The 25,734-nt window shown below is 65.4% G+C and carries 26 protein-coding genes and 1 tRNA gene; 14 read left to right on the top strand and 13 right to left on the bottom strand.

Annotated elements, in window-relative coordinates; all coding sequences use genetic code 11:
- The first annotated feature begins 12 nt into the window (after window positions 1-12).
- On the top strand, window positions 13-1,179 hold the full coding sequence (locus NWE53_RS02675) for a glycosyltransferase (protein ID WP_265052847.1): 1,167 nt from the start codon (window positions 13-15) through the stop codon (window positions 1,177-1,179).
- 7 nt (window positions 1,180-1,186) lie between these two features.
- On the opposite strand, the gene NWE53_RS02670 is transcribed toward NWE53_RS02675, so the two are convergent.
- A complete protein-coding gene (locus tag NWE53_RS02670; RefSeq protein WP_265052846.1) occupies window positions 1,187-1,522 on the bottom strand; it encodes an SMR family transporter in 336 nt (111 codons plus the stop codon).
- Window positions 1,519-1,884 (bottom strand): DMT family transporter, encoded by a 366-nt coding sequence (locus tag NWE53_RS02665; protein WP_265052845.1) that lies wholly within the window; start codon window positions 1,882-1,884, stop codon window positions 1,519-1,521. The genes NWE53_RS02670 and NWE53_RS02665 overlap by 4 nt, the downstream gene beginning before the upstream one ends.
- Before the next feature lie 526 nt (window positions 1,885-2,410).
- Here NWE53_RS02665 and NWE53_RS02660 point away from each other — a divergent pair.
- The 4 genes from NWE53_RS02660 (at window position 2,411) to NWE53_RS02645 (ending at window position 7,589) form a co-directional block, all read left to right on the top strand.
- Window positions 2,411-3,964: an undecaprenyl-phosphate glucose phosphotransferase gene (locus NWE53_RS02660; RefSeq protein WP_265052844.1), complete on the top strand. Its 1,554-nt coding sequence runs from the start codon at window positions 2,411-2,413 to the stop codon at window positions 3,962-3,964.
- Complete coding sequence (locus tag NWE53_RS02655; protein ID WP_265052843.1) at window positions 3,961-5,235, top strand: O-antigen ligase family protein; 1,275 nt, start codon at window positions 3,961-3,963, stop codon at window positions 5,233-5,235. The genes NWE53_RS02660 and NWE53_RS02655 overlap by 4 nt, the downstream gene beginning before the upstream one ends.
- A 785-nt stretch (window positions 5,236-6,020) precedes the next feature.
- Window positions 6,021-6,098 (top strand) — tRNA-Pro (locus NWE53_RS02650).
- Between the two features lie 759 nt (window positions 6,099-6,857).
- The gene (locus NWE53_RS02645; protein WP_265052842.1) at window positions 6,858-7,589 is read left to right on the top strand and encodes an outer membrane protein; all 732 of its coding nucleotides are present in this window, start codon (window positions 6,858-6,860) and stop codon (window positions 7,587-7,589) included.
- A 542-nt stretch (window positions 7,590-8,131) separates the two neighbouring features.
- Here NWE53_RS02645 and NWE53_RS02640 read toward each other — a convergent pair.
- Window positions 8,132-8,626, bottom strand: a complete 495-nt coding sequence (locus tag NWE53_RS02640; protein ID WP_265052841.1) for an outer membrane protein assembly factor BamE — start codon at window positions 8,624-8,626, stop codon at window positions 8,132-8,134.
- A gap of 135 nt (window positions 8,627-8,761) precedes the next feature.
- On the opposite strand from NWE53_RS02640, the gene NWE53_RS02635 reads away from it, so the two are divergent.
- The 6 genes from NWE53_RS02635 (at window position 8,762) to NWE53_RS02610 (ending at window position 13,049) form a co-directional block, all read left to right on the top strand.
- Complete coding sequence (locus NWE53_RS02635; protein ID WP_265052840.1) at window positions 8,762-9,301, top strand: ubiquinol-cytochrome C chaperone family protein; 540 nt, start codon at window positions 8,762-8,764, stop codon at window positions 9,299-9,301.
- Window positions 9,298-9,855 carry a YceD family protein gene (locus tag NWE53_RS02630; RefSeq protein WP_265052839.1) on the top strand — a complete coding sequence of 186 codons (558 nt, stop codon included), beginning with the start codon at window positions 9,298-9,300 and terminating at the stop codon, window positions 9,853-9,855. Before NWE53_RS02635 ends, NWE53_RS02630 begins: the two co-directional genes overlap by 4 nt.
- Window positions 9,856-9,969: 114 nt before the next feature.
- Window positions 9,970-11,028, top strand: a complete 1,059-nt coding sequence (gene plsX / locus NWE53_RS02625; RefSeq protein WP_265052838.1) for a phosphate acyltransferase PlsX — start codon at window positions 9,970-9,972, stop codon at window positions 11,026-11,028.
- A 12-nt stretch (window positions 11,029-11,040) separates the two neighbouring features.
- Window positions 11,041-12,018: a beta-ketoacyl-ACP synthase III gene (locus NWE53_RS02620; RefSeq protein WP_320109575.1), complete on the top strand. Its 978-nt coding sequence runs from the start codon at window positions 11,041-11,043 to the stop codon at window positions 12,016-12,018.
- A 189-nt stretch (window positions 12,019-12,207) separates the two neighbouring features.
- Window positions 12,208-12,522 carry an integration host factor subunit alpha gene (locus NWE53_RS02615; RefSeq protein ID WP_265052837.1) on the top strand — a complete coding sequence of 105 codons (315 nt, stop codon included), beginning with the start codon at window positions 12,208-12,210 and terminating at the stop codon, window positions 12,520-12,522.
- A complete protein-coding gene (locus NWE53_RS02610; protein ID WP_442864938.1) occupies window positions 12,519-13,049 on the top strand; it encodes a MerR family transcriptional regulator in 531 nt (176 codons plus the stop codon). Before NWE53_RS02615 ends, NWE53_RS02610 begins: the two co-directional genes overlap by 4 nt.
- Window positions 13,050-13,057: 8 nt before the next feature.
- On the opposite strand, the gene NWE53_RS02605 is transcribed toward NWE53_RS02610, so the two are convergent.
- Window positions 13,058-13,456: a translation initiation factor 2 gene (locus tag NWE53_RS02605; RefSeq protein ID WP_265052836.1), complete on the bottom strand. Its 399-nt coding sequence runs from the start codon at window positions 13,454-13,456 to the stop codon at window positions 13,058-13,060.
- Between the two features lie 296 nt (window positions 13,457-13,752).
- Between NWE53_RS02605 and sugE the strand changes: the two genes are divergently transcribed.
- The gene (gene sugE, locus NWE53_RS02600; RefSeq protein WP_265052835.1) at window positions 13,753-14,070 is read left to right on the top strand and encodes a quaternary ammonium compound efflux SMR transporter SugE; all 318 of its coding nucleotides are present in this window, start codon (window positions 13,753-13,755) and stop codon (window positions 14,068-14,070) included.
- A 29-nt stretch (window positions 14,071-14,099) separates the two neighbouring features.
- On the opposite strand, the gene NWE53_RS02595 is transcribed toward sugE, so the two are convergent.
- The 3 genes from NWE53_RS02595 to NWE53_RS02585 all read right to left on the bottom strand — a co-directional run bounded on the left by NWE53_RS02595 (window position 14,100) and on the right by NWE53_RS02585 (window position 15,814).
- Window positions 14,100-14,270: a hypothetical protein gene (locus NWE53_RS02595; RefSeq protein ID WP_265052834.1), complete on the bottom strand. Its 171-nt coding sequence runs from the start codon at window positions 14,268-14,270 to the stop codon at window positions 14,100-14,102.
- 109 nt (window positions 14,271-14,379) lie between these two features.
- The gene (locus tag NWE53_RS02590) at window positions 14,380-15,342 is read right to left on the bottom strand and encodes a LysR family transcriptional regulator (RefSeq protein ID WP_265052833.1); all 963 of its coding nucleotides are present in this window, start codon (window positions 15,340-15,342) and stop codon (window positions 14,380-14,382) included.
- A 46-nt stretch (window positions 15,343-15,388) separates the two neighbouring features.
- Window positions 15,389-15,814, bottom strand: coding sequence for a DoxX family protein (locus NWE53_RS02585; RefSeq protein ID WP_265052832.1), 426 nt, complete (start codon window positions 15,812-15,814; stop codon window positions 15,389-15,391).
- 191 nt (window positions 15,815-16,005) lie between these two features.
- Here NWE53_RS02585 and NWE53_RS02580 point away from each other — a divergent pair, with 191 nt between their 5' ends.
- Entirely contained in the window at window positions 16,006-16,938 is a 933-nt protein-coding gene (locus NWE53_RS02580) for a ring-cleaving dioxygenase (protein ID WP_265052831.1), read from the top strand.
- Between the two features lie 133 nt (window positions 16,939-17,071).
- The gene (locus NWE53_RS02575) at window positions 17,072-17,695 is read left to right on the top strand and encodes an alpha/beta hydrolase (protein ID WP_265052830.1); all 624 of its coding nucleotides are present in this window, start codon (window positions 17,072-17,074) and stop codon (window positions 17,693-17,695) included.
- A gap of 294 nt (window positions 17,696-17,989) precedes the next feature.
- On the opposite strand, the gene NWE53_RS02570 is transcribed toward NWE53_RS02575, so the two are convergent.
- The 6 genes from NWE53_RS02570 to thiL form a co-directional block, all read right to left on the bottom strand.
- A complete protein-coding gene (locus tag NWE53_RS02570; RefSeq protein ID WP_265052829.1) occupies window positions 17,990-18,808 on the bottom strand; it encodes a class I SAM-dependent methyltransferase in 819 nt (272 codons plus the stop codon).
- 234 nt (window positions 18,809-19,042) lie between these two features.
- Window positions 19,043-19,969 carry a DMT family transporter gene (locus NWE53_RS02565; RefSeq protein ID WP_265052828.1) on the bottom strand — a complete coding sequence of 309 codons (927 nt, stop codon included), beginning with the start codon at window positions 19,967-19,969 and terminating at the stop codon, window positions 19,043-19,045.
- A gap of 197 nt (window positions 19,970-20,166) precedes the next feature.
- Entirely contained in the window at window positions 20,167-22,323 is a 2,157-nt protein-coding gene (locus NWE53_RS02560) for a sodium-translocating pyrophosphatase (RefSeq protein ID WP_265052827.1), read from the bottom strand.
- A gap of 210 nt (window positions 22,324-22,533) precedes the next feature.
- Window positions 22,534-23,334 (bottom strand): (S)-ureidoglycine aminohydrolase, encoded by an 801-nt coding sequence (gene allE / locus NWE53_RS02555; RefSeq protein ID WP_265052826.1) that lies wholly within the window; start codon window positions 23,332-23,334, stop codon window positions 22,534-22,536.
- A 37-nt stretch (window positions 23,335-23,371) separates the two neighbouring features.
- Window positions 23,372-24,574 carry an MFS transporter gene (locus NWE53_RS02550; protein WP_265052825.1) on the bottom strand — a complete coding sequence of 401 codons (1,203 nt, stop codon included), beginning with the start codon at window positions 24,572-24,574 and terminating at the stop codon, window positions 23,372-23,374.
- 35 nt (window positions 24,575-24,609) lie between these two features.
- Window positions 24,610-25,605: a thiamine-phosphate kinase gene (thiL, locus tag NWE53_RS02545; RefSeq protein ID WP_265052824.1), complete on the bottom strand. Its 996-nt coding sequence runs from the start codon at window positions 25,603-25,605 to the stop codon at window positions 24,610-24,612.
- Between the last annotated feature and the right edge of the window lie 129 nt (window positions 25,606-25,734).

Here is a 25,734-nt window from a genome sequence, read left to right as displayed (position 1 = left end):
CGGAATCCTGCCATGACGGATGCCGCCGAACCGCGCCCTCTCCGAATCCTGCATGTCTTCCGCGCCCCTCTCGGCGGCCTCTTTCGTCACGTTCTCGACGTGGCGCGGGGCCAATGCGAACGCGGGCATGCCGTCGGCATCTTCTGCGACGCGAACACCGGGGGGCAGCGGGCCACCGACGTTTTCCGGGAGCTGTCGGGTCAATTGACGCTCGGCGTGACCCGCGTGCCGATGTCGCGCTATCCAAGCCTGGCCGACGCCAAGGCACAGCTGTCGGCGATATCGCTGCAGCGCCGGCTGGCTCCCGATGTGGTGCACTGCCACGGCTCGAAAGGCGGCGTCTATGGCCGGCTTCCGGCCCTGCTCTCACCCCGGCGACGCTACATCACAGCCTATACGCCTCATGGCGGCAGCTTCAACTACAAGCCCGGCAGCACAGAGCATAAGGTCTATATGTCGGTCGAGCGCTTGCTCGAACGCGCGACGGACCTCTTCCTGTTCGAGAGCCGTTTCATCGCCGGCCGGTTCGAAGCCTATATCGGCCACCCGCCGCGGACCGACCACCGCATCGTCCTGAATGGCGTCTCAGATGCGGAGTTCGAACCGATCGACCATGGGGAATCTCGGTTCGACCTGCTGTATCTCGGCGAGCTGCGCTCGGCCAAAGGGGTGGACACGCTGATCGACGCCCTTGCACTGCTGCGCCGGCGCGACGGGTTGACGCCGCGGATCCTGATCGTCGGCTCCGGGCCGGACGAGGCCGAACTGCGGCAGATGACGCTTGAGCGCGGCATCGCCGATCAATGCGTCTTCGAACCGCCGGGTCCCATCCGCAAGGCGCTCGCGCGAGCGCATGTGATGGTGCTGCCGTCGCGCGCTGAGTCGCTGCCCTACGTCATTCTGGAAGCTGCAGCCGCCGCGCAGCCGCTGATCTCCACCGATGTCGGCGGAATCGGCGAGATCTACGGATCGCGGCACAGCAGCCGGCTGATCAAGGCCAATGACCCGGCAATCCTCGCCGAGGCGATCCGCAGCATGCTCGCGACACCCGAGGCGGAGCGACTGGCCCAGGCCGTCGACCTGGCAGCGCATGTCCGGGAGAACTTCCGCCTCGACTCGATGGTCGACGGCGTCATCCATGCCTATCGCGACGCGATGGCCGCGCGCTGCACGATCTGAGGCGACGTCAGACCAGCTTCAACGCGGCCACTCCGGCAATGACCAGGACAATGCCGAGCCAGCCGATCGGCCGGATGCGCTGGCCGAAGACCAGCGCGCCGATAATCGCGGTGATCACGAGCCCCGCACCACCCCAGACCGCGTAGGCGACGGCGAGGTCCATGCCCTTGATCGCCTGCGCCAGGGCCGCGAAGGCGCCCATGACGAACACGATACCGCCCGTGCCGATCAGGCGGCGGCTCATCCCGTCCGACAGCTTCAGCAGGTAGGTGCCGGCGATCTCGAAGGCGACTGCCAGCAGCAGCCAGAGGAAGGGAGCGGCCTGAATGAACGAGGCATTCACACAAGCCTCCCATCGGCGAGCCGCTCGTCCTGCTTGCGGCCATGGCCGACACCGGCCTCGATGAGAAGGATACCGGCCAGGATCGCGGCGAGGCCGAGGGCGCGGCCAACCGTCAGATGCTCCCCGAACAGGATATGGCCGATGACGGCAATGCCGACGATACCGAGTCCCTCCCAGACGGCATAAGCCACCGCCATCGGAATGACGCGCAACGCGATGCTGAGCAGAACGAAGGAAAAGCCGATGAGGATCAGCGGCAGCGTGCCGACGAGCCATGGTGCCGAGACGACCGACTTCAGCGCAGCCGTCGCGACGATCTCGACGGCGATGGCCGCGAGCAGAACCAACCAATGAAAAGACATGTTGCACACAGGCGAAGCGGGCGCTGGACGTTGCGGATGCAACGCAGGGACAGCCAAGCAATCGTTAGAGTTTTAAATCGATAGGTCCGAAAAGAAGCGGTTGCTGAGGCCCAGCCTCGACAATCGGCGCCATGAGCGAAATAACGCTCCCGACGCAAGGCCCTGAACGGGCGATATATGCTTCTCAGACACTCATCGAGACCGAATATGCCTTTCACGAGGCCAAATGTCAACACGCGATAACTTGCAATAACAATAACTTACGGGAATCGACCTGATTTATACGTGACTTTTCCTGCAGCCAAGCCATTGGCACGCCGAGACAAAATCAGGATTTTGCGTTAATGGTTTTCAACGTCGGCCACGATCGCTTTTTCGGGTCCGGAACGCCTGGATTTCGGCAGATCTCCTACCGATCCCGCAAAACAACGAGCTGTCGGATTAAGCGTTCCGTGAGCAATTTCGGATAGACCGCGACCGGGATCGCCCGCGCCCCGGCGCTGCGTCCGGGTTGAGGATGGACGCCATGGGGACTTTCGATGTCCGCGACATGATGAAGGCGGACGCGGCCGCCTCGGCCACGCCGACGATGCTCGGCGGGCCGGATGCAGGCCAGACGCGGCGTTTTCATCCCCTCGCCGAGCGCATCGCCGCCATCCCGGTCAAGCCGACGCTCTCGCCGGTGATGATCGAAGGGGTCACCCGGCTCGTCGATGCGCTTGCCGTGGCAGGAACGGGCGCCCTGATCTATTGGCTCTATGTCGCCGGCAGGGTCGACTATGCCCTGCCCTACCAGATCGCCATCCCGGCGCTGGCGATCGGCGCGCTCGCTGTCTTCCAGGCCCTGCAGCTCTATCCGATCGGTGCGCTGCGCAGCATCCTTCCCAGCGCGGTCCGGCTGCTGACCGGCTGGACGATGCTGTTCCTCATCACATTAGCCGTCTTCTTTTTCCTCAAGGTCAGCGACCAGGTTTCGCGCGGCTGGCTGATCGGCTTCTATTTCGCCGGCGCCGCAGCACTGCTCAGCGGCCGGATCGCCCTGATGCTCGGCGTGCGTCATCTGACCCGCAACGGCCGCCTGGAGCGGCGCACCGCCATCGTCGGCGGCGGCGAGGCCGGCGAGGCGCTGATCCGGGCCCTGGAGAGCCAGAGGGATACGGGTCTGCGCATCTGCGGCGTCTTCGACGATCGCAACGACGAGCGCTCGCCCGATCTCGTCGCCGGCTATCCCAAGCTCGGCACGATCGACGATCTCGTCGAGTTCGCCCGCCGGACCAAGCTCGACCTCGTCATCTTCACCTTGCCGATCTCGGCCGAGGCGCGGCTGCTGACCATGCTGCGCAAGCTCTGGGTGCTGCCGATCGACATCCGCCTGTCGGCACATCTGTCCAAACTCAGGCTGCGGCCGCGCTCCTATTCCTATTTCGGCACCGTCCCCGTGCTGGACGTCTTCGACCGGCCGATCGCGGACTGGGACATTGTCGTCAAATGGATGTTCGACAAGGTGGTCGGCGTGCTGGCGCTGATCGCGCTTTCGCCGGTGATGCTGGCGACCGCCATTTCGATCAAGCTCGACTCCAAGGGGCCGGTGTTCTTCCGCCAGAAGCGCTACGGCTTCAACAACGAGACGGTCGACGTCCTCAAGTTCCGCTCGCTCTATCATGACAAGAGCGACTATGCGGCAGCCACGCAGGTGACGAAGAACGACCCGCGCGTCACGCGTGTCGGCCGCTTCATCCGCAAGACCTCGATCGACGAGCTGCCGCAGTTGCTGAACGTGGTCTTCAAGGGCGACCTGTCGCTGGTCGGCCCGCGCCCGCACGCCATTCACGCCTCGACGGCAAACCGCGCCTACGAGCAGGTCGTCGACGGCTACTTCGCCCGCCACAAGGTCAAGCCCGGCATCACCGGCTGGGCCCAGATTCACGGCTGGCGCGGCGAGACCGATACGGACGAGAAGATCCAGCGGCGCGTCGAGCACGATCTCTACTACATCGAGAACTGGTCGGTGCTGCTCGACCTCTACATCCTGTTCAAGACGCCGTTCTCGCTGCTGACCAAGAACGAGAACGCATATTGAGCGCGTTCGCCGAGCATCCGTCGCAGCAGGCGCCGGCCCGCCGGCTCGCAATCTCACATGCCGCGATCAAGCGCGCGACGCTGTGGCTCCTCGGTGCATCGAGCGGATTCGCGCTGATCGAGCCCTCGCCCTACGAGTTCGTGTTCCTGCTGACGCTCTTCGTCTTCGCGGTCACCGGCATCCGCTTCTCGCAGAAGCTGCTGCCCTTGGCGGTATTGCTGCTGCTCTACAACATCGGCGGCATCTTCTCGCTGATTCCATGGTTGGAGGAGGCCGATTCCGTCCGGTTCACGGCCGTCTCGGTCTATCTGATGATCACCTGCATCTTCTTTGCCGCGATCATGGCGGATGATGCGCTGGGCCGGCTGGAAACCTTGTGGAAGGGCTATCTCTTCGCTGCCTGGTGCGCGGGTTTAGCCGCAGTGCTCGGCTATTTCGACATTGCCGGTCTCGGCAGCGTCTTCACGCTCTACGGGCGAGCTTCCGGCACCTTCAAGGACGCGAACGTCCTGGGGCCCTTCCTCGTCCTGCCGATCCTCTATGTGCTTCACCGCGTCCTGACCGGGCAGTCCGGGCTTTTTCGCGGGCTTGTCCTGGTCAGCCTCCCGCTCCTCGCGCTTTTCCTGAGCTTTTCCCGCGGGGCCTGGGGCAATCTGGTGGCGTCGGCCATCCTCATGGTCGGGTTGACGTTCCTGACGGCTCCCAGCTCCGCCAAACGCGGCCGTGTCGTCCGGCTGACGCTCGTCGCATTCATGGCGGCCGCGGCCGCGCTTGCCGTCGCCCTCTCCTTCGAGAACATCCGCGATGTCTTCGAGACCCGGGCAAGCCTCGACCAGAGCTACGACCAGGGTGTGACCGGGCGTTTTGGCAACCAGCTTCGCTCGATCCCGCTTCTCCTCGATACGCCGAACGGCCTCGGGCCGCTGCGCTTTCGCTGGTACTTCACCGACGATCCTCACAACGTCTACATCAACGCCTTCGCTTCCTATGGATGGCTGGGCGGAATGGCGTGGCTGGGGCTGATGGCCGCGACCTGCTATGTCGGCTGGCGCCTCGTCCTGCAGCGCCGGCCCTGGCAGCAGCATGCCGTTGTGCTATGGCCGGTCCTGTTCGTCACGATCCTGCAAGGCCTGCAGATCGATACCGACCATTGGCGCCATTTCTACCTGATGCTCGGCCTGATCTGGGGTCTGGCGGCCTTGCCCAACCCGGCTGCCCAGGCAGCACGCCCTGCCCTGTCCGAACCTGTGGCAATCAAAGATAGCCACTAAGGGCCTTTCAGCGGCCTGCGCTGGGCGGCGGCTCGGTTGCTTCAATCCCGGCTACGCGACGCCGATGGGATCCGCCACGACGAGCGGGCTTGCCCTGCGCGCCTGCTCCGCACGCAGAGCCTGATCGATATGGCGGCGATACTCCGCCCAGGAACCGATCGTGCGGCCGCAATTGGCGCAAGAGACGATGCTGCAAGCGGTCAGCAACCGAGGAATCGATACCCCGGGAGAGCCGCAATCTTCGCAATGGAACCAGTCCTGCCTCAACACGACCCCGCCCGCATACGCCCTTCGCGCAACGAACATAGCGTCCGCCGCGGCCGCATGAAAGAAAACTGCGGATGACTGATTGCTGAACGGCCGCATCGCCGGATGCGAGCCGATGGCGCGTCTATTCGAGGGGCTGCGATCGGGCTTCGTCCCCCGGCTTCGCCTTGAGATATTCGAGACTGCTGTTCGAAAAGACCAGCCGGAGCCTGGGGTGCCCGGCTTCCTGCGGCGGAAAGGCATCTTTCCTGCCGGCTGCGGCACGGCGGATCTGGGCGCGTCTCACGATAATCGACATCTGATGCCTGCGTTTCATAACTGCTGTTTCCCACACCGCGCCGGCATGATTGCGCCAAGGAAGCGCGATCCGCACCCCCCATTTGGGGGAGACACCCGATTTTGCTGCAGTGCAAAATAACGTTACCGCGATCTCCCGCGGACCTTCGGAGGCAGGAGCGCTCAAGATCGTTGCGAAGCGCATTGCATCTGCAGCGACCCGCCACTATAAGCCGACCCGTCGGAGCGTAGCGCAGCCCGGTTAGCGCACTTGTCTGGGGGACAAGGGGTCGGAGGTTCGAATCCTCTCGCTCCGACCATAAAACCCAAGAAAATCAGCCCCTTAGGAGCCCTTCGAAACGAAGGGCCGGCGCTGTTTTTTGTCTCTTGGGTTCACCCGGGGTTCCTATTGTGACCTCGGATTTTCTCCCGCAGCAATCCGCGATTCTCGTCAAAGCACCCGTGCACACGGAAATTTCAACGCTTGGGACAAAGCGCGATCCGCCTCCTCGGCTTTCCATCCCTGTGGGCCAAGTGCGCTAACGAAGGCCTGATCGTCCGCGCGACGGCGGCCGACGATGCCGCGCCGTGTTGATCAGCGGCCGTTCCGAGATACGGCCAACTGGGGCCTGCGCCAGTCGTCATGCGAGCTGGAAGCGGCGGGACGAGAAGTGGGACTGTGCCACTCGTGTCAGCCCGGACCTGCCTCACTGGGTTCTGGCGCAGTCCGAACCATCAATATCGAAGCAGACGGACTGCCGATGCTCATGGAATCGCCCCCCTGCCTGGCCAGGAATCAGCGTTCGCGCCCAGTCACCAAGAGCAGCCGCATCTGTATAAGTAGGCGCGATTACCCTCATTCCGCCGGGGCCAATATTTTATCATAGGTCAACTTTGCTGCCCTTCTCCGTTCCAGAACGCTCGGCGCCTGGCGCGATTCCCGGCATTGGCAAGTTGTCGAAATATCACTTAACAGAAATTTCTTGGGCTGCTTTGGAAGATCGCCAGTCGTTCAGGTTTACCACTCTAGCTTCATATGCAACGATTTAGGCGGTGAATGACCACCGTGGGAGGATATCATGCGTTTAAGCCTTGTATCCGCTACCTTTCTCGCGACATGCCTGGCCTCCTCGGCTTTCGCGGCCGATCTTCCGCCTCGCGCGGCCCCGGCCCCGGTTATATATGCGCCCATTTTCACATGGACCGGCTTCTACGTCGGCCTCAATGCGGGCGTGGGCTGGGCCGACTCCGGCGACGTCATCGTCACCGGACCAACGCCCGGTTCGTCCGGCATCTTGGGCGGGGGCGGTGGCGACGGTGCCTTCGTAGGCGGTGGCCAGATCGGCTATAACTGGCAATCCGGTTCAATCGTTTACGGCCTTGAGACCGACATCCAGTACGTTGGGACGAACAGCAACGTCTCCTGGGGAGGCTATTCGTGGTGGGCTGGCAGAGGCGGCGGTGACGGTAGCTACTTCGGGACCGTCCGAGCCCGTCTAGGCTACGCTGTCGACCGAACGCTGTTTTATGTCACGGGTGGCTTGGCCTATGGCGGCCTGAACACCAACCCGTTGACCGGTGACGCAACAAGCAACGCCGGTTGGACCGTCGGCGGCGGTGTCGAATACGCCTTCACCAACAATTGGACCGTCAAAATCGAAGGTCTCTATGTCGATACGGGCGAAGGCCGAAAGAGCCGCGCCTTTGTCAATGCGCCGGGCGGCGTGCTTCCGGCCGGAACCTATACCGCAACCAGCGATGGGAGCGGTGGCGGTGGTCTTCTTCGTGTCGGCGTGAATTACAAATTCTGATACCAGGGATTTGTATCTGAAACAGCCCAGCGCGTCGCGCTGGGCTGTTTGAGTTCTGCGTACCCGACCTAACCCAACAACCGCGATCGAAAGCCTTTACTAGGGCGACATCGGCCCATTCTCATCGCTGGCGAACCCTTTCCGGCAACCCTCCCGGCGTGGCAGCGTCTGCAATCTGGTTTCGGATCTTGACCAGCGGCGAGCTCTCGACGCCGCCCATGGCTCTCGCGCCGATCAGGCAGCGAAACGCGGTCGGGGCCTGGCGACGTTCTCGCGAGGCTGAAGAAGCGGATCGGTGGGTTCGTTCCCTTATCCAGCCAGCGCCCATCTCGCGCGCAGTTGTCGCCGGAGAAACGCACGGCCGTCCCGAACAAACTTCTGCAGCCGCCAACCCCGCCAGATGTTCTCCTGACGCTCTCGTGCATGCAGATGCAGGATTTGCACGCCGAAAGCCGCGCGTCTTCGAAATCAGCTGTCCCGCCCGCAACAAAAAACCCCGCGGCCTGGGCCGCGGGGTTTTTGCATCGCGAAGCGAAAGCCGCCTAGCTGCCGAGCGGGTTGAACTTGGTGACGCCGCGGAAGAGGTTGCGCAGGAAGCTCTGCTCCTCGCCGCCGGTCGGCGTGGTGCGGCTGATGAAGTCGAAGACGATGCCGTCCTGCAGACCGTAATGGGCGATACGCTCAACCTTGAAGCTCTTGTTGAAGTAGATGACCAGCACCTGCTGGTCGATGACCTGCGGATCCTGGAACTGAAAACGGCGGCGCACGGTCTGGCTGATATAGTAGAAGGTGCGGTTGCCGACGGTCGAGGTGGTCGAGGGCGTGCCGAGGATCTGCAGCACCGACTGGACATCCATGCCGGGCTTGATCTGCGCGACCAACCCCTCATCCATGACGAAGCCGCGCGTGAAGGTATCGTTCATCCCGGTCGAGGTTGGCAACACGAAGCCGCCGGCATCAGGTCCACAACCGGCCAGCAACAGGGAAGAGGTCGCGAGGGCTCCGAGCAGAGCCGTGCGGCGGGTAGTGTGGGTCATGCGGGCACGATCCGGGGCAGCACGGCTCGGGAGGACCCCAAGCCGCTTGTCAAAAGGGTAAGGGTTGGCGTAACGCCCGAGGATGGCTTTGGCAAGGCAAGGACGCCCGCGAGAGCGGTGGGCGGAGGCGGACTGTTGATTTTCGGGTTGTTCGGCAAGCGCGCGTCACGGCGCGCCCCTGTGGATGCGCTCTTCGGACGCGTCGCCGAGGCGTCGCGCCAGCCCGGCCTCTATATCGAGGGCGGCATTCCCGACAGCTTCGAGGGCCGTTTCGAATCGCTGGCGCTGCATGTCCTGCTGGTGCTGCGGCGCCTGCGCGAGCTGCCGGCGCCGGCCTCGGAGCTGGCGCAGGAGCTGATCGACGCCTGCTTCGCCTATCTCGAGCTGGGCTTCCGCAATGGTGGCATCAGCGATGTCGCGGTGCCCAAGCGCATGAAGAAGATCGGACAGATGTTCTATGGCCGCGTCCAGGCCTATGAGGCGGCGCTGGCCTCCCCCGGGATCGATGCACTCTCCGAAGCCCTGCGGCGCAATGCCTGCTCGCCGGAGGGCGCCCCTCGCCTCGCGGCTTATATCCGCCAAGCACAGGCGGCGCTCGCCGACCGTGATCTTGCCGCCATTCTCAGCCAGGAGAATGTGTTTCCGGCTTTTTCTCGCGAGGAGGCCTCGCAATGACAGTTGAGCACATGCCGGTTCTGCCACTGAGTCACCCGATCCGCGTCGAGACGATCCGCCAGCGCGGTACCGAGGTCACGGTCAGCGCCGAGCCGCAGCAATTCGCGGCCATCGCGGCGATGCTCGGCCTCACTTCGCTCGAATTCCTCGAGGCGCGCTATCAGCTGTCCCGCAACGGCGACCGGGTGAAGCTGGAGGGGCGAATCGCAGCACGGCTGCATCAGACATGCATCGTCACGCTCGATCCTTTTCCGGTCCAGCTCGACGTGCCGGTCAAGCTCGACTTCGCGCCCGAGACGGAGGACGAAGCCGCCTCGCGTCGCGCGGAGCGCGACAAGGCCGAGATCGACATCGAAGTCCTGCTCAACGAGGACGACCCGCCCGAGCCGATCGTCGACGGCGTCATCGATCTCGGCAGGGTCACGCTTGAATTCGCGGCGCTGGCGCTCGACCCCTACCCGCGCAAGCCGGGCGCGAGCTTTGAAGTGCCTGCCGAGGAGGCCGGCGCGCAATCGCCTTTCGCCGCTCTTGCCAAGCTGAAACGCAGTGATTGAAGCTTTCGCCGCCTCTTGCGCGGCTTGCGGCAGCCGCCCAAGTCGCTATTGTCCGGCCGGCCATGAGCCGTCCCGGATCGAAGGTCGGCCATATCCGGGACACGCCAGAACTCCATGACAAGACCGGTTACAATCGCGCTCGATGCGATGGGCGGGGATCACGGCCCCTCCATCGTCATCCCAGGCGCCGCCTTGATGCTGGAGCGCCGCCCGGATGCACGCTTCGTGATATTCGGTGACGAGAAGCAGGTTCTGCCGCTGCTCGACCAGCATCCGAAGCTCAAGGCGGTGACGATCTTCCACCACACCGAGGTCTCGGTGAAGATGGACGACAAGCCGAGCCAGGCGCTGCGCTACGGCCGTTACAAATCATCGATGTGGCGGGCGATCGACGCAACCAAGACCGGCGAAGCCGATGTCACCGTCTCGGCCGGTAACACCGGCGCGCTGATGGCGATGTCGAAATTCTGCCTGAAGTCGATGGCGCAGGTCGACCGGCCGGCGATCGCGGCGCTGTGGCCGACAATGCGCGGCGAGAGCGTCGTGCTCGATGTCGGCGCGACCATAGGCGCCGATGCCCGCCACCTCGTCGATCTCGCTGTGATGGGCGCGGCGATGGCGCGCGTCGTCTTCGATCTCGACCGGCCTACGGTCGGCCTGCTCAATGTCGGTGTCGAGGAGATCAAGGGCGTCGAGGCGGTCAAGGAGGCCGGACGCATCCTGCGCGAGAGCAACCTGCCGCATCTCAGCTATCACGGCTTCGTCGAGGGCGACGATCTCGGCAAGGGTACTGTCGACGTCGTGGTGACCGAGGGCTTCACCGGCAATATCGCGCTGAAGACGGCCGAGGGCACGGCCCGCCAGATCGCGTCCTATCTGCGCGCGGCGATGAATCGCTCGCTGATGGCCAAAATCGGCTATGTCTTTGCGCGCGGGGCTTTCGCCGCCTTGCGGGAAAAGCTTGATCCGCGCAAATCCAACGGCGGCGTCTTCCTGGGGCTGGAAGGCATCGTCATCAAGAGCCATGGCGGCACGGATGCCATTGGCTTCGCCAGCGCAGCCGAGCTCGGCTACGAGATGGCGCGCGAGGACCTGATGGCGAAGGTCCGCGAGATGGTCGCCGCAAGCACGCGCCCCGAGCTGCCCGCCGCGCAGCCGGCCGTCGCCGAATAGGGAACGGTGTCCTTGTCCATTCTGCGCTCACAAGTCGTCGGCTGCGGCTCCTATCTGCCCGCCCGCGTCGTCACGAATGCCGAACTCGCCGAGCACGTCGAGACCACCGACGAGTGGATCGTCCAGCGCACCGGCATTCGCCAGCGTCACATCGCCGCCGATGACGAGCCGACTTCGATCGTCGGCCTCAAGGCCGCGCAGGCGGCGATCGAGGACGCCGGCATCGATCCCTCCGAGATCGACCTGATCATCGTGGCGACGGCGACGCCGGACCACACCTTTCCGGCCACGGCGACCCAGATCCAGGCTGCGCTGGGGATCAATGGCGGCGCCGCCTTCGACCTGCAGGCGGTCTGCTCCGGGTTCGTCTTCGCGCTGGCGACGGCCGACAAGTTCCTGACGACGGGCAGCGCCAGGATCGCCCTGGTGATCGGCGCCGAGACCTTCTCGCGCATCCTCGACTGGGAGGACCGTGCCACCTGCGTGCTGTTCGGCGACGGCGCCGGCGCCGTCGTGCTCAAGGCCGCACCAGGCGAAGGAACGCTCGCCGATCGCGGCATCCTCACCACCCATATCCGCTCGGACGGGCGCTACAAGGACAAGCTTTACGTCGATGGCGGCGCGGGCTCGACCAAGACCGTCGGCTTCCTGCGCATGGAGGGCAAGGAGGTCTTCCGCCACGCAGTGAACAATCTCGCCGAGACGGTGCGCCACACTTTCGAGCAGACCGGCCTCTCCGGCGCAGATATCGACTGGTTCGTGCCGCACCAGGCCAACCGGCGCATCATCGACGCGACGGCCACCAAGCTCGGCATCAGCCACGACAATGTCGTCGTCACCGTCGACCGCCACGGCAACACTTCGGCGGCCTCGATCCCGCTCGCTTTGGCGGAGGCCCATGCCGATGGCCGGATCAAGCCGGGCCAGCTCGTCCTGGTCGAGGCGATGGGCGGCGGCTTCACCTGGGGCTCGGCCCTGATCCGCTGGTGACGCTGCGGCAGCGAAATCGCGCAAATTGTTACGATTCTCAGCCATTTCAGGTTGATTCACCCCAAAGCCGGCGCAAGATCCACGCTTGAGGATTGACCCGCGCGACGGGGGCGCCTAGCGTCCGCCGTCCGTAATGGCGAAAGGCCGGCGGTCACCGCCGATGCCTGCAATACGCCTTGGAGGATATGAATGGCGGGGCAAACGGTCACTCGCGCGGATCTGTGCGAGGCTGTGTATCAAAAGATCGGCTTGTCGCGGACGGAGTCGTCGAAGCTCGTCGAGGTGGTACTCGACGAGATTTGCGATGCGGTCGCGCGCGGCGAGAACGTGAAGTTATCCTCATTCGGTTCCTTCGTCGTGCGAGACAAAGGCGAGCGAATCGGGCGTAATCCAAAAACGGGCGTTGAAGTACCGATCGAGCCGCGTCGGGTAATGGTGTTCAAGCCTTCGAACGTGATGAAGGCCCGCATCAACGGGCAGAGTGGTGAGGGTGAGACTGAGTGAATCTGGAGTTCCACGCCGGCGACACCGAGGCCGAATTGGACACCAAGAGCCCAGATGCCTTTCGAACCATCAGCGAGGTCGCAGAAGACCTCGACATTCCCCAACATGTGCTCCGCTTCTGGGAAACCCGCTTCAGCCAGATCAAGCCGCTGAAGCGCGGCGGCGGACGCCGCTACTATCGGCCTGACGACGTCGCCCTGCTCAAGGGCATCCGGCGCCTGCTCTACGGCGAAGGCTATACGATCAAGGGCCTGCAGCGCATCCTCAAGGAGCAGGGGCCGCGCCATGTCCAGGCGATTGGCCGTGGAGGGCCGATCGGCGCGAGCCAGGCGGCACCCGGCTCGGCGCCTGCCGAAAACCCGGCGGCCATGCAGGTCGACGAGGCCGCGCCCGGTTTTGCGCCACCTCGCCAGCCTGTCCCGGAAGGGCTCGACGACATCACCGTGCTGACCGCCGTGATGAACGAGCTCGGGGAATGCAGGCGCATCCTCGAGCGCGCTCTGGAGCCGGCAGACGACGCGGCCTGAGCCGTCGCTCAGCTCTGCGGCGGCGCTTCTTCCTCGATCCTGGGACGACCCACGGGGTCGCGGCGTGCAGCAGGCCTTTGCCGGCGATGCGCCGCGGCACCGGCCTTCCTGTGCTGGACCAGGTTCGCGAGCACCGGATTCGGATAGTGTTCGAGCGTCGAGCCGGTCGCGGCATCGACGCCCATGCCGATCAGGCCGCCGACGATGACATTGCCGGCGAAGCCGGCTGCGCCCGCCCCGGCGATGCGCGTGGAAACCGGCACCTGCAGATCGGCATAACCCTCCTTCGAGAAGTTGACGACGAACTCGGATTTCCGGCTCACCTCCCAGGTGCAGGGGGTCGCCGTGCAGGCGTGCCCCAGCGATGACCGCGCCTCCGCTCCCGCCGGCTCGCTGGTGATCGTCACCTGGCTCGTCGTCCCGCGCGTGTCGCGCAACCGCCCAGTGCGGCCGAAACGGCGACCGCGATAAGAACTCGAATTTTCAGCATGTTAGCCCCACCCCTTACCCAACGACATAGCTAGTTTGGGGCTCGGTGAGGCGGCAAGATGTGTATGCGAGCCAACTGTGCACAACTTGCACGCGCGCCAGATTCAGCCGGTTGATGTTATCGGCGCGCAACATAGCTTCCAAACCGAGGGCGACCTCGGAACTTCCCATATCGCGCGTGGACGACTGCGCCGCATCATCAAGGAGCGCCGCGATGGCCTGGCTCTATCTCTTTGTCGCGGGCCTGTTTGAGGTCGGCTGGGCCATCGGCCTGAAATACACCGATGGCTTCACCCGGCTCATGCCGACGCTGTTCACCGCTGTCAGCATGGTGGTGAGCCTCGGACTCCTGGGTCTCGCGCTGAAATCGCTGCCCGTCGGCACCGCCTATGCGGTCTGGACCGGAATCGGAACGATCGGAACGGCGATCCTCGGCATCGCCCTGCTAGGCGAGCCGGCAAACGCCTTGCGGCTGGCCTTCATCGGCCTGATCGTCGCCGGTATCGTCGGGCTCAAGCTGGTCTCGCCCTGACGGGTGAATGCGAGCTGTAGCGAAGCGGGTCAGCTTCGCCGCCACGCTTCAGGCCAGTACCCCCCGCGCTCCAGCAGAACGATCAGCACGATGATGACGAGCGTGACAGCGATCGTCATCACTTTCGCGTTCCAGGGCACGCCACGGCCGATCAACCAGATCAGGCTCAAGCCGATGATGAGAGGGACCACGATCTCCATGGCGCGATCGTAGCCCGCGCGTCAGCGCCCCGGCAATCACCATCGGACTGAAAGCAACCTGCCGACGCCAGGCCAGCAACAAGCCTCGGCGGACGTCGAGAGGCGCTCTTCAGGCGCCCTCCTCCGCCAAGGCGATAGCGGGCTGTAAGCTGCGTCCGATCGGACGTTCGCCCTCGATCAGCGGCCGCAGCTTCGCGACCTCGACGGCGAGAAAATCGAGGAACAGCCGAACCCGCGGAGTATGCCGCAGGTCGGGATGGGTCAGCAGCCAGAGATCGGCGGAGAGATCCGGATCGGGCGGTGCCAGCCGCGTCAACCCTGGGCGGGTATCGCCGATGAAGCAGGGCAGGAAGCCGATGCCGATGCCGGCCTCGACCGCTTCGGCAAGACCAAGCACGGTGTTGAGCTTGTAGACGACGCGCTCGGGCGCGACGTGGCGGGCGAGGTAGCGGACGGCGCTCAGCATGGTGAACTGGTCGCCCAGCGAGATCCAGCTGCGCTCCCACAGGCTTTCCGTCGTCGGCGACTCGGCATCGGGAAAATCGGCGGCGCGGCCATAGAGCGCCCAGGCGATGCGGGCCGGCTTGCGGCCGATCAGCGTTTCCGGCGGGTTGTCGGTGGCGCGGATCGCGACGTCGGCATCGCGCTTGGAAAGGTTTGCCGCCTGGTTGCCGATCAGCATGTCCAGCCGGATGTCCGGGCATTGCCCGAGAAACCGGGCGAAGAGCGGCGTCAGCAGGTCGACCAGCAGCGAGTCGTTGGTCGCAACGCGCAACTCGCCGGCAGGTTTGATCTCCTGGCCGGCGAGCTTACGGGCGAAAGCAGTGATGTCGTCGTCGACGCGGGCTGCGAGCTGGATCATCTCCTCGCCGGCCGGCGTCGCGACATAGCCACTGCGGTGGCGCTCGAAGAGCCTGACGCCGAGCGCCTCCTCGATCTGGCCGAGGCGGCGGAAGACGGTGGAGTGGTTGACGCCGAGCGCTGCCGCGGCTGCCGGCAGCGCTCGCTTGTCGGCGATGGCCTTGATCAGGCGGAAATCGTCCCAGGCCAAGGGCTTCGCGGATTGAATCATCCGGTCACTCTTGGCCAAGGCTTCCGTTCCAGCAAGTGCCGCTCGCTCAGGCAATGGCCGGCTTGCCCTGCCATTCGCTGCGGCCGGACTTCAGCGCCAGCGCGCCATCGCCGATCAGCGCGTGGGCGAAGGCAGTGAGCGCCAGGAAGGCGGGATATTCCCAGCCGCCGTTCGGGGCGTTGAAGACCCAGCCATTGGGAGCATGGACTGCCAGGGCGCCCAGCAGGATCGGCACCAGCGCCAGCGAGACATAGCGGCCATAGAAGCCGAGGAGGATCGCGAAGCCGCCGAGAAGCTCGGCCAGCATGATCGGCCAGGCCAGGAACGCCGGCAGGCCGACCTGCCCGAGGAAGCCGGCAAAGCCGGCGGGGGTGAAGATCACGAGCTTCAGATAGGCATGTGCGATGAACATCAGGCCGAGCGCGACGCGCAGGCCGAGGGCGCCATAAGGGGCAAGGCGATTGTCGATCATGGTGGTGTCTCCTGAAAAGGACCGGTTGGTCTCGGGTCAGGATTTTGGGCCGATCGTTGCGCAAATCAAATTGTAAATCGAAGCATCATATATTGCATAATTGCAATCAACTCCCTCTGGCGCTTTTGCGGTTCCGGGCCAATCTTTCGGCCAACAGGGCAGACGCCCCACATGTTCGGAGGACAAGCATCATGCAGATCAACGGCCTTCACCACGTCACCGCCATTTCCGGCCCTGCGCGCCGCAACCTCGACTTCTACAGCCGCGTGCTCGGCCTGCGCCTCGTCAAGAAGACGGTGAACTTCGACGATCCCGGCACCTATCACCTCTATTTCGGCGATGCCGATGCGGCTCCGGGTTCGATCCTGACCTTCTTCCCGTGGGAGCATGCCGCTCCCGGCCGGCTCGGCGTCGGCGAGACGCAGGAGACGGTCTTCCGGGTTCCCGAAGGCTCCATCGGCTACTGGGCCCATCGCTTCGTCGAACAGGGCGTGCCGCATGAGGCGCCGATCAAGCGCTTCGGCGAGAGCGTGCTGAGCTTCCGCGATCCGGACGGCATGAGGCTCGCCCTCGTCGGCCTGCCCGGCGTCGAGAAGGAGCCGGCCTGGGCTGAAGGCGGCATCCCGGCGGAGCATGCGCTGCGCGGCTTCCACAGCGTCAGCCTGCTGCTGGCCGATGCGGCACCGACGGCTGCGATCCTGAGCGACGTCTTCGGCTTCGCCGAGGTCGGCCGCGAGGAGACGCTGATCCGCTATGCCGCACAGGGCACGACGGTCGGCGGGGTGATCGACCTGCGCGTCGCCGGCGGCTTCCTGCCGGCCCGGCAGGGCGCGGGCTCCGTGCACCACATCGCCTTCCGGGCGGCCGACGACGCCGCGCAGGAGGAGATGGTCCGCCGCCTCTCTGAGAACCATGGCATCCACACCACGGAGCAGCGCGACCGGAACTACTTCCGTTCGGTCTACTTCCGCGAGCCGGGCCATGTCCTGTTCGAGATCGCGACCGATGTCCCCGGCTTCGCGGTCGATGAGCCGGCTGCCGAACTCGGGCGGGCGCTGAAGCTGCCGCCCGGCCTGGAGGCGCACCGCAAGCAGATCGAGGCGGTGCTGCCCGAACTCGGCTGAACACGTCCTGCCGCCTGGCCATGAGCCGGCGGGCGGCAGGACTCTCATGCGGACCGGTGAAGACCGGCCGGCAAACCGACCTGCCTGCCATCTTGGGGACAGGTCGGCTCCGCTTTCGTCAAGGGAGATGACCATGATCGACACGAAGACCGACACTGACTTCATCCACGTCTTCGAGCCGGGCAGCGATCCGGCCCGCAAGCCGCTCCTGCTGCTGCACGGCACCGGAGGCGACGAGCGCGACCTGCTGTCGCTCGGCCGCACCGTCGCCCCGGGCGCGAGCCTGCTCTCGCCGCGCGGCAAGGTTCTGGAAGGCGCTGCGCCGCGCTTCTTCCGCCGATTGGCCGAAGGCGTCTTCGACGAGGCCGATTTGCGCCGCCGCACGGATGAACTGGCCGATTTTGTCCTTCAGGCGCGGGAGCGCTACGGCCTCCCCGCCCCGGTCGCGCTCGGCTTCTCTAACGGCGCCAACATCGCCGCGGCGATGCTGCTTCAGCGCCCGGAGGTTCTGGCCGGAGCGGCCCTGCTACGCGCGATGATGCCGTTTTCGGATGCGCCGCGCAGTCAGCTCAACGGCAAGCCCGTGCTGGTTCTCTCGGGTGCGCTCGATCCGATCGTGCCGGCTGCCAATGCCGAAGGGCTCGCCTGCCAGCTCGAGGATAGCGGCGCGCTGGTGGAGCATCGCGTGCTGCCGGCCGGGCATGGCCTCGGCCAGGCAGATCTCGGCTTGCTGAGCGACTGGCTGGCGCGGGTCTGAGGAAGGCGGCAGGCTCTCCCGCCGCTTTTTCATACGGGCAAGCGGCTTCAGCCAGCCAGCGGAATTATGATCGCCATGGCGACGACAACCACGACAAGGGCGCGCAACAGCACGGCGCCATGGTTGGAAAGCGGAACGTCCGAACTACGCGACAGAGCACGCATCACGACTCCCATCAACGCGGCAATGCCTGATGGTGGCGTGACGTAGGGTCAGCTGGCAAGTATCGACCGAGCGGAGACGGTGGACAACTGCGCTTGGCTCAGTGGTCGGCAGGTCGCGCGTGACAGCGCCTCAGGCACGGTCCTTGCGGACGACGACATAGGGGTAGGTCGTCACCAGATTCCAGCCGATCCGCGCGGCGAGCGCATTGAAGGCATGGTCGAGCTGCTTCAGGCCCGGCATGCGGTCGAAATAGCCATGACCCCAGAAGCGCTGGACATGCACGTCGCCGAAGCCCGCTCGGTTCAGCATCGGCGTCAGCAGTGCCGGGCTACCACGGCACCAGTCATACAGCGCCGGAAACTTCGGATCGCCGCCGCCGTCGCGCCGCGCCGGAAAGAGCGCATGGACGATCGCCCGCGAGGCGTTCTCGGGCAGGATATGGTTCAGCGCGAAGACGGGCGCCCACAACGTCGGAAAGAAGGCCAGCGCCACGCCGCCGGGCGCCAGCAGGGCATGGATGTTGCGCCAGGCCTGCTCGACACCGTCGATATGCTCGAAGACCATGCGGGACACCATCATGTCGTAGCTCCCGCGCACCGCATCCGGCTCCGTGAGGTCGCCGGCGATGTCGAAGTGCGCGGTCTTCAGGCCGGGCGGCGTCAATGCGAGTTCGCCGGCATCGATATCGTTCACGATGAACTCGATCCCGGCATCGGCCGCCTGCGCCTGCGTGAACAGGGGATCGCGCCCCCCACCGATCTCGCAGATGCGGCGCAGGCCGAACTGGCTGGCCATGCCGAGGATGGTGGGCTCGTAATTGTCCCAGGCCCATTCCGAGTGCCAGTTCGGCGAGACGCTGCGAAAGTACTCGGCGGTGGAGGCGGGTGCAGGCCCAACGGCCTGCGAGGTCGCCTCAACGCGAACCGGGGCCATGGTTGCCAGGGACATGATCGCTTCCGCTCCAAATGCTCGCGCTGCAGCATTCAGAATGATCTCGCCCTCGGCCTCCCGCAATCGCAGTTTTAGTCCACGGTTAATCAAAACGTTCACCAAAGGCAGGCGGCACAGTCGTTTACGTGGGTCTCCAATACCGGTCGGAGCCGCGAAATTCGGCCCAGATGCCGGCCCAGGCAGACCGGTACCGCGACTCCCCCGGCCCGCCCCGATCAGCCCGCCTCGGCTTCAACGCTCCACGGCCGGGCGCCGCTCCGGTAGCGTCATCGCCATGACGCCGACAACCACGAAGCCGAGGCCGACCCAGGCGGTGGAGCTTAGAGTCTCGCCCAGGAAGACGAGGCCGATGACGACGCCGATCGGCACGCGGACATAGGACACGGCCGTCGTCCCGACCGAGCCGAGCGTGCGGATCAGGCGGAAATAGATGGCGAAGGCGAGCGCCGTCGAGAAGACGGACAGGGCGATCAGCGCCATGACCGATTCCTGCGACGGAGCGAGGGTCCAGGGCCGGTCCACGATCAGCGCCGCCGGAATGAGCAAGGCCGTGCCGGCCAGCATCGAGCCTGCGGCGGGCAGCAAGGGATCCATGCCGGAGAAGTTGCGTCCGAACAGGGCGGCGCAGGCATAGGCGACCGTCGCCGCGATGATGGCGAGTTGCGGCAGTACGGCATGGCCAAGGCCGGAAAAGGCGTCGACGCCGACGATCAGGCTGACGCCGGCGATGCCGGCACCGACTCCGAGCCCCTTGCGCCAGTCCGGGCGCTGCCCCGGCATCAACATCAGCGAGATCAGGAAGACGAAGACCGGCGTGGTGCCGTTGAGGATCGAGGCGAGGCCCGCATCGACGCTGCGCTCGGCCCAGGCGATCAGCGTGAAGGGCACGACGCTGTTGAGGCAGGCCTGCGTCAGGAAGCGCCGCCAGATGACGGGATCGCGCGGCAAGCGCAGGCCGCGCCAGCGCATGACGGCGAGCAGGATCAAACCGGCGATCAGGGTGCGGGCTGCGATCAGGGTCAGCGGCGGAATGGTCTCCACACCAATCTTGATGAAGGTGTAGGAGCCGCCCCAGAGCGTGGCGAGCGCCAGCAGCAGGGCGAGTTCGGTGGCACGGTTCGGCGTTGCGGCCGGGGCATCCAGCGCTTGCATCGACATATGTTTCTCCTTGGGTTGGCGAAACATGACAGCAGCGACGCGTCGATGCATGCGGGAACGCTACGGTTCCGGCCGTAGCTTCGCAGCCTGATTCAAGAGCCTGCGAAGCTGAGTCAATTGCGGCATCTAAACCATTGGCCAAAAAGAAAAACCCGCGGCCTTCGCCGCGGGTTGGATTTTTGCGAAGATGCTTGTGCTCAGGAATGCGCCAGGATCGCCAGCAGCAGCAGTGCGATGATGTTGGTGATCTTGATCGCCGGGTTCACGGCGGGCCCCGCCGTGTCCTTGTAGGGGTCGCCGACGGTGTCGCCGGTGACCGAGGCCTTATGCGCCTCCGAGCCCTTCATGTGGCGCACGCCGTCCTTGTCGACGAAGCCGTCCTCGAAGCTCTTCTTAGCATTGTCCCAGGCGCCGCCGCCCGAGGTCATCGAGATCGCCACGAAGATGCCGGTGACGATGACGCCCATCAGCATGGCGCCGACCGAGGCGAAGGCGTTGTTCTTGCCGGCGATCGCGTAGATCACGAAATAGGTCACGATCGGCGCCAGCACCGGCAGCAGGGACGGCACGATCATTTCCTTGATCGCGGCGCGGGTCAGCATGTCGACGGCACGGCCGTAATCGGGCCGGTCCGTGCCCGCCATGATGCCGGGCTTCTCCTTGAACTGGCGCCGGACCTCCTCCACCACCGAACCGGCGGCGCGGCCGACCGCGGTCATGCCCATGCCGGCGAAGAGGAAGGGGATGAGGCCGCCGAGCAGCAGGCCGACGACGACGTAGGGGTTCGACAGCGAGAAATCGACGACCACGCCCTTGAAGTACTGGAAGGTGGTCGAGCCCGCCTTGTTGGCCTCGGCGATGAAGAAGTTGAGGTCCGAGGTATAGGCCGCGAAGAGCACGAGCGCTCCGAGGCCGGCGGAGCCGATCGCATAGCCCTTGGTGATCGCCTTGGTGGTGTTGCCGACCGCGTCGAGCGCATCGGTGGAGTGGCGGACTTCCTTGGGCAGGCCCGCCATCTCGGCGATGCCGCCGGCATTGTCGGTGACGGGACCGAAGGCGTCGAGCGCCACGACCACGCCCGCCAGCGCCAGCATCGCGGTCGTCGCGATGGCGATGCCGAACAGGCCGGCGAGACCATAGGACACGATGATACCGGCGATGATCACGATGGTCGGCAGCGCAGTCGATTCCAGCGAGACCGCGAGGCCCTGGATGACGTTGGTGCCGTGGCCGGTGACCGAGGCCTGGGCGATCGAGACCACCGGGCGCTTGCCGGTGCCGGTGTAGTATTCGGTGATGACGACGATCAGCAGCGTCACCGCGAGGCCGACCAGCGCGCAGCCGAAGAGGCCGCCCGAGGTGAAGGTGATGCCCTGCCCCGTGGTGAAGGACGCCGAGAAGCCGCCGAACATGGCGTAGTTCACCGCCGCGATCGCCCCGACCGAAAGCACGCCAGCGGCGATGAAGCCCTTGTAGAGCGCGCCCATGATCGACTGGTTGGCGCCGAGCTTCACGAAGAAGGTGCCGATGATCGAGGTGACGATGCAGGCCGCGCCGATCGCCATCGGATAGAGCATCATCGTGCCCAGCACCGGCTGGCCGGCGAAGAAGATCGCGGCGAGCACCATGGTCGCGACCAGCGTCACCGCATAGGTCTCGAACAGATCGGCGGCCATGCCGGCGCAGTCGCCGACATTGTCGCCGACATTGTCGGCGATGGTCGCCGGGTTGCGCGGGTCGTCCTCGGGGATGCCGGCCTCGACCTTGCCGACGAGGTCGGCGCCAACGTCGGCGCCCTTGGTGAAGATGCCGCCGCCGAGACGGGCGAAGATCGAGATCAGCGAGGCACCGAAGCCGAGCGCCACCAGCGAATCGATGACCGTGCGGCTGGAGGCCTCGAAGCCGAGATAGGAGGTCAGGATGCCGTAGTAGACGGCGACGCCGAGCAGCGCGAGGCCGGCGACGAGCATGCCGGTGACGGCGCCGGCCTTGAAGGCGACGTCGAGGCCCTCACCCAGCGACTGCATCGCCGCCTGGGCGGTACGGACGTTGGCGCGCACCGAGACGTTCATGCCGATGAAGCCCGCCATGCCCGAAAGTACCGCGCCGATCAGGAAGCCGATCGCCACCCATTTGCCGAGCAGCCAGGCGAGTACGACGAAGAGCACGACGCCGACCATCGAAATGGTCATGTACTGACGCTTGAGATAGGCCTGCGCGCCTTCGGCGACCGCGCCGGAAATCTCCTGCATGCGCTGGTTGCCGGCATCGCGCTTCATCACATCGCCATAGGCCCAGACGCCGTAGGCTATGGAAAGCGCACTCAATATGATGATGAGAAGCAGAGCTGACATTCGTTTTCCTGACCTTGAGCTTCCGAGCCGTCGGGAGCGCTGTCGCTCCTCTTTGCAGCGTTGGACGTCAGGCAGCGAAAAAACGGGCCCTAAAGACTCAAGGCCCGCTCCGCGTCGCCAGTGTCAGGCGAATTTGTGGCAAGTTTCGGCGAGGAGCGCAAACGCCTCGGCTTACAAATTTGGTCGAATGTCAGGCAGACCCGCGAAAGCTCAGAGCGCGAAGTCGCGATTGACGTTCTTGTAGAGCAGATAACAGGCGTCGACTTGGCCGGTCGGATAGAATTGTTGCGGGCAATACCCACCCATCCAGATGAAATCCTGCGCCCAGATCTCGTGCCAGTCCTCGCCGAGCAAATAGAGCCCCTGCCCTTCCAGCATATAAAGACCGTGCTCCATCACATGGGTCTCGACGGCAGGAAAGCAGACGCCGGGCTTGAACCACATCAGGTTCATTTCGAAGTCGAACCGCATGTCGCCATAGGGCAGCAGGAACTGGAAGGCGCGCCCTTCCATGCCGGTGTGATTCGTCATCGGCACCGCGTCCTGATGCGACAGGATCGGCTCGGGGATGGCGAGACCAGGCGCCGCCTCGTAGCGCTTGCGCAGGGCGAGGACGCGAGCGGGCCCGGCCGATTCGTTGCGCAGCGTGAAGGGCGTCGCCGGCGGGAGATAGGCGAAGCCACCCGCGGCCATCCCTTGGGGCGCGGCACCCTCGATTGCGAAGCTCACTTCACCGGACAGAACGTAGAAGAAATGCTGGACGCCTTCCTCGCTGAAGGCGGCCGGCGTGCCGCCACCCGGCGCGATCTCGAGCACATACTGGGCAAAGAAGGCGCCGAGGACAGGCGCGGCGAGAACGCGCACGATCGTGTCCCGGTATTGCGGCAGGCGGCTGATCAGCACGCCTTCAGGGGGCATGAAGGCGTAGTTGGAGCGCACGACGCCGCGATTATGGCCGATCGCGCCGGGCGGCACGCGGCCGGTCGCGGGCGGGAATGCGCGGTTGGTCATTCGGATGTCTCCAAGGATGGACGAAGCGCCGCAGCGCTCAGGCGGCCGCCGGGCGCTGGAGGCGCTGCCAGGCAACCATCGCGAGAGCGATGGCGACAGGCGGGAAGACGAGCCAGTTGACGCTGTCCCAGCCACCATGGCTGAGCAGCCCCCCGGCCGAGAAGGAGGCGATGGCAACCGAGCCGAAGACGAGGAAGTCGTTCGCCGCCTGCACTTTCACCCGCTCTTCCGGCCGATAGCAATCCGTCACCAGCGCGGTCGCGCCGATGAACCCGAAATTCCAGCCGAGGCCAAGCAGGATCAGTGCCAGCCAGAAGTGCCCCACGCTGAGGCCGGTGAGGCCGACGACGGCAGCAAGCGCCGTGAGCACCAGGCCGATCGAGGTGATCGTGCCCTTGCCGAAGCGGGCGATCAGGCGGCCGGTGAAGAAGCTCGGCCCGAACATCGCGAGCACGTGCCACTGGATGCCGAGGGCGGCATCCCCGACCGAATGGCCGCAGGCCACCATCGCCATCGGCGCCGCCGTCATGACGAAGCTCATCAGGCCATAGGCGACCAGGGAAGCAATCACCGAGGCGATGAACTTCGGCTGGCGCATGATCTCGCCGAGCGGGCGGCCGCCACCGGAACGCGCGGTCGCGACCGGCGGAGCGCGTAGCTGGGAAACGATCCCGATCGCCAGCAGCGCCAGCAGCCCTTGCGCGAGGAAGCTCGCGGCGAAGGGAGCCGAGGGCGTGAGATCGCGTGTCCAGTACACAGATTGGGGGCCGATGATGCCCGCGGCGAGGCCGCCGATCATCACCCAGGAAATGGCGCGGGGCTTGAAACCGTCGCTCGCCGTGTCCGCCGCGGCGAAACGGTAGCTCTGGACGAAGGAGCCGTAGAGGCCGCAGACGAAGGTGCCCAAGCAGAACAGCCAGAACAGCTGGAGCGCGACGCCGCCGGCCGCAAGGCTCGCACCGGCGGCGCCTATGAGCGCGCCGATCAGATAGCCGCTGCGCCGGCCGAGCCGGCGCATGACCATCGCGGCCGGAATGACCCCGGTCGCGATGCCGAGCTGCAGCAGGCTGACCGGCACCGTCGCGAAGGCCTTGTCCGCCACGAGCTGCGCGCCGACGATGCCGCCGAGCGAGACGATGATCGCCGGGTTGGCGCCGCCGAGCGCCTGCGCGCCGGCCAGCACCAGCGCGTTGCGCTTCGCGAGCCTGTCGCCATCGAGGACCGGAACATGCTGGTTCATCACAACGCCGCCTCGCGGCCCGCGATGCGCCGCCGTCAGAAGTGAGAGAAGGAGCCCTGCGCAAAGCTGCGCGGTTGACCTTTCTCCCGATATGTCACCACGCCGGCCTCTGCCGTGATCCGGCCGATCGGCACCAGCGGAACCATCGTCTCCGCCGCGGCTGCGATCAGGGCAGAATATTCCCCTTCCGAAGCCGTGCAGAGAATTTCGTAGTCGTCTCCACCGGTCCAGGCCAGTTCCGCCAGCGCGGGATCGGCCATGAGCGCGGCGCGGGCCGAACCAGACAGCGGGACGGCGTCGAGATCGATTTCGGCGCCTGTTCCCGAAGCGGCAAGCAGCTTGGCAAGGTCTCCGACGAGGCCGTCCGAGACGTCCATCGCCGCCGAGGCATGGCGTTGAAGGGCGTCGGCGAGAATGAACCGCGGCTGCGGATGCAGATAACGATCGGCCAGGAACGCCCGTTCATCGGCACCGAGCCTCGCGACCCAGCCCGGCTTGTCTGGGCCATGCACCTTCAGGCCGAGCGCGCCGTCGCCGATGCTGCCGGAGACGAGCACGATATCGCCGGGCTTCGCGCCGGCACGCCGAACCATGCGCCCGGCCGGAACCGTGCCGAAGGCGGTGATCGACAGGGAGAGCGGCCCGGAGGTCGAGACGGTGTCGCCGCCGACCAGCGGGCAGCCGCCGCTTTCGGCCATACGGGCGAGGCCCGCCGCGAAGCTGGCGAGCCAGGATTCGGTCCAGCCACGCGGCAAGGCGAGCGTCAGGACGAAGCCTTCGGGCTTCGCGCCCTTGGCGGCCAGATCGGAGAGATTGACCGCCAGCGCCTTCCAGCCGATCGCATCGGGCGGATCGTCCGGGAAGAAATGCACGCCTGCGACGAGTGCGTCGGCGGTGACGACGACCTCGTAGCCCCGGCCCGGCCGCAGCAGGCCGGCGTCGTCAAGAAGGCCCAAGCCGCCCGGCCCAGCGATCGGCGCGAAATAACGGCCGATCAGCTCGAATTCGCCGGGGCGCTGGTTATCGGCCATGGGTCAGCTAAACTCCGCAACTGTTCCAAGGTCATCCCGGACAAGCGGCATAGCCGCGTCGATCCGGGATCCATGCCTGAACCCGATCCGAAAGCGCTCCGGCATGGATCCCGGGTCTCCCTTCGGTCG

Source organism: Bosea sp. NBC_00550, from assembly GCF_026020075.1.
GTDB lineage: Bacteria > Pseudomonadota > Alphaproteobacteria > Rhizobiales > Beijerinckiaceae > Allobosea.
This window is presented reverse-complemented; position numbering and strand designations above follow the sequence as displayed.

Coding starts and splice junctions, on each gene's coding strand:
- plsX (WP_265052838.1), top strand. CDS start 9,970: ATGACAAGACCGGTTACAATCGCGCTCGATGCGATGGGCGGGGATCAC.
- NWE53_RS02660 (WP_265052844.1), top strand. CDS start 2,411: ATGGGGACTTTCGATGTCCGCGACATGATGAAGGCGGACGCGGCCGCC.
- thiL (WP_265052824.1), bottom strand. CDS start 25,605: ATGGCCGATAACCAGCGCCCCGGCGAATTCGAGCTGATCGGCCGTTAT.
- NWE53_RS02565 (WP_265052828.1), bottom strand. CDS start 19,969: ATGTCGATGCAAGCGCTGGATGCCCCGGCCGCAACGCCGAACCGTGCC.
- NWE53_RS02585 (WP_265052832.1), bottom strand. CDS start 15,814: ATGATCGACAATCGCCTTGCCCCTTATGGCGCCCTCGGCCTGCGCGTC.
- NWE53_RS02590 (WP_265052833.1), bottom strand. CDS start 15,342: ATGATTCAATCCGCGAAGCCCTTGGCCTGGGACGATTTCCGCCTGATC.
- NWE53_RS02645 (WP_265052842.1), top strand. CDS start 6,858: ATGCGTTTAAGCCTTGTATCCGCTACCTTTCTCGCGACATGCCTGGCC.
- NWE53_RS02550 (WP_265052825.1), bottom strand. CDS start 24,574: ATGAACCAGCATGTTCCGGTCCTCGATGGCGACAGGCTCGCGAAGCGC.
- NWE53_RS02665 (WP_265052845.1), bottom strand. CDS start 1,884: ATGTCTTTTCATTGGTTGGTTCTGCTCGCGGCCATCGCCGTCGAGATC.
- NWE53_RS02615 (WP_265052837.1), top strand. CDS start 12,208: ATGGCGGGGCAAACGGTCACTCGCGCGGATCTGTGCGAGGCTGTGTAT.
- sugE (WP_265052835.1), top strand. CDS start 13,753: ATGGCCTGGCTCTATCTCTTTGTCGCGGGCCTGTTTGAGGTCGGCTGG.
- NWE53_RS02580 (WP_265052831.1), top strand. CDS start 16,006: ATGCAGATCAACGGCCTTCACCACGTCACCGCCATTTCCGGCCCTGCG.
- NWE53_RS02630 (WP_265052839.1), top strand. CDS start 9,298: ATGACAGTTGAGCACATGCCGGTTCTGCCACTGAGTCACCCGATCCGC.
- NWE53_RS02575 (WP_265052830.1), top strand. CDS start 17,072: ATGATCGACACGAAGACCGACACTGACTTCATCCACGTCTTCGAGCCG.
- allE (WP_265052826.1), bottom strand. CDS start 23,334: ATGACCAACCGCGCATTCCCGCCCGCGACCGGCCGCGTGCCGCCCGGC.
- NWE53_RS02595 (WP_265052834.1), bottom strand. CDS start 14,270: ATGGAGATCGTGGTCCCTCTCATCATCGGCTTGAGCCTGATCTGGTTG.
- NWE53_RS02640 (WP_265052841.1), bottom strand. CDS start 8,626: ATGACCCACACTACCCGCCGCACGGCTCTGCTCGGAGCCCTCGCGACC.
- NWE53_RS02570 (WP_265052829.1), bottom strand. CDS start 18,808: ATGTCCCTGGCAACCATGGCCCCGGTTCGCGTTGAGGCGACCTCGCAG.
- NWE53_RS02560 (WP_265052827.1), bottom strand. CDS start 22,323: ATGTCAGCTCTGCTTCTCATCATCATATTGAGTGCGCTTTCCATAGCC.
- NWE53_RS02675 (WP_265052847.1), top strand. CDS start 13: ATGACGGATGCCGCCGAACCGCGCCCTCTCCGAATCCTGCATGTCTTC.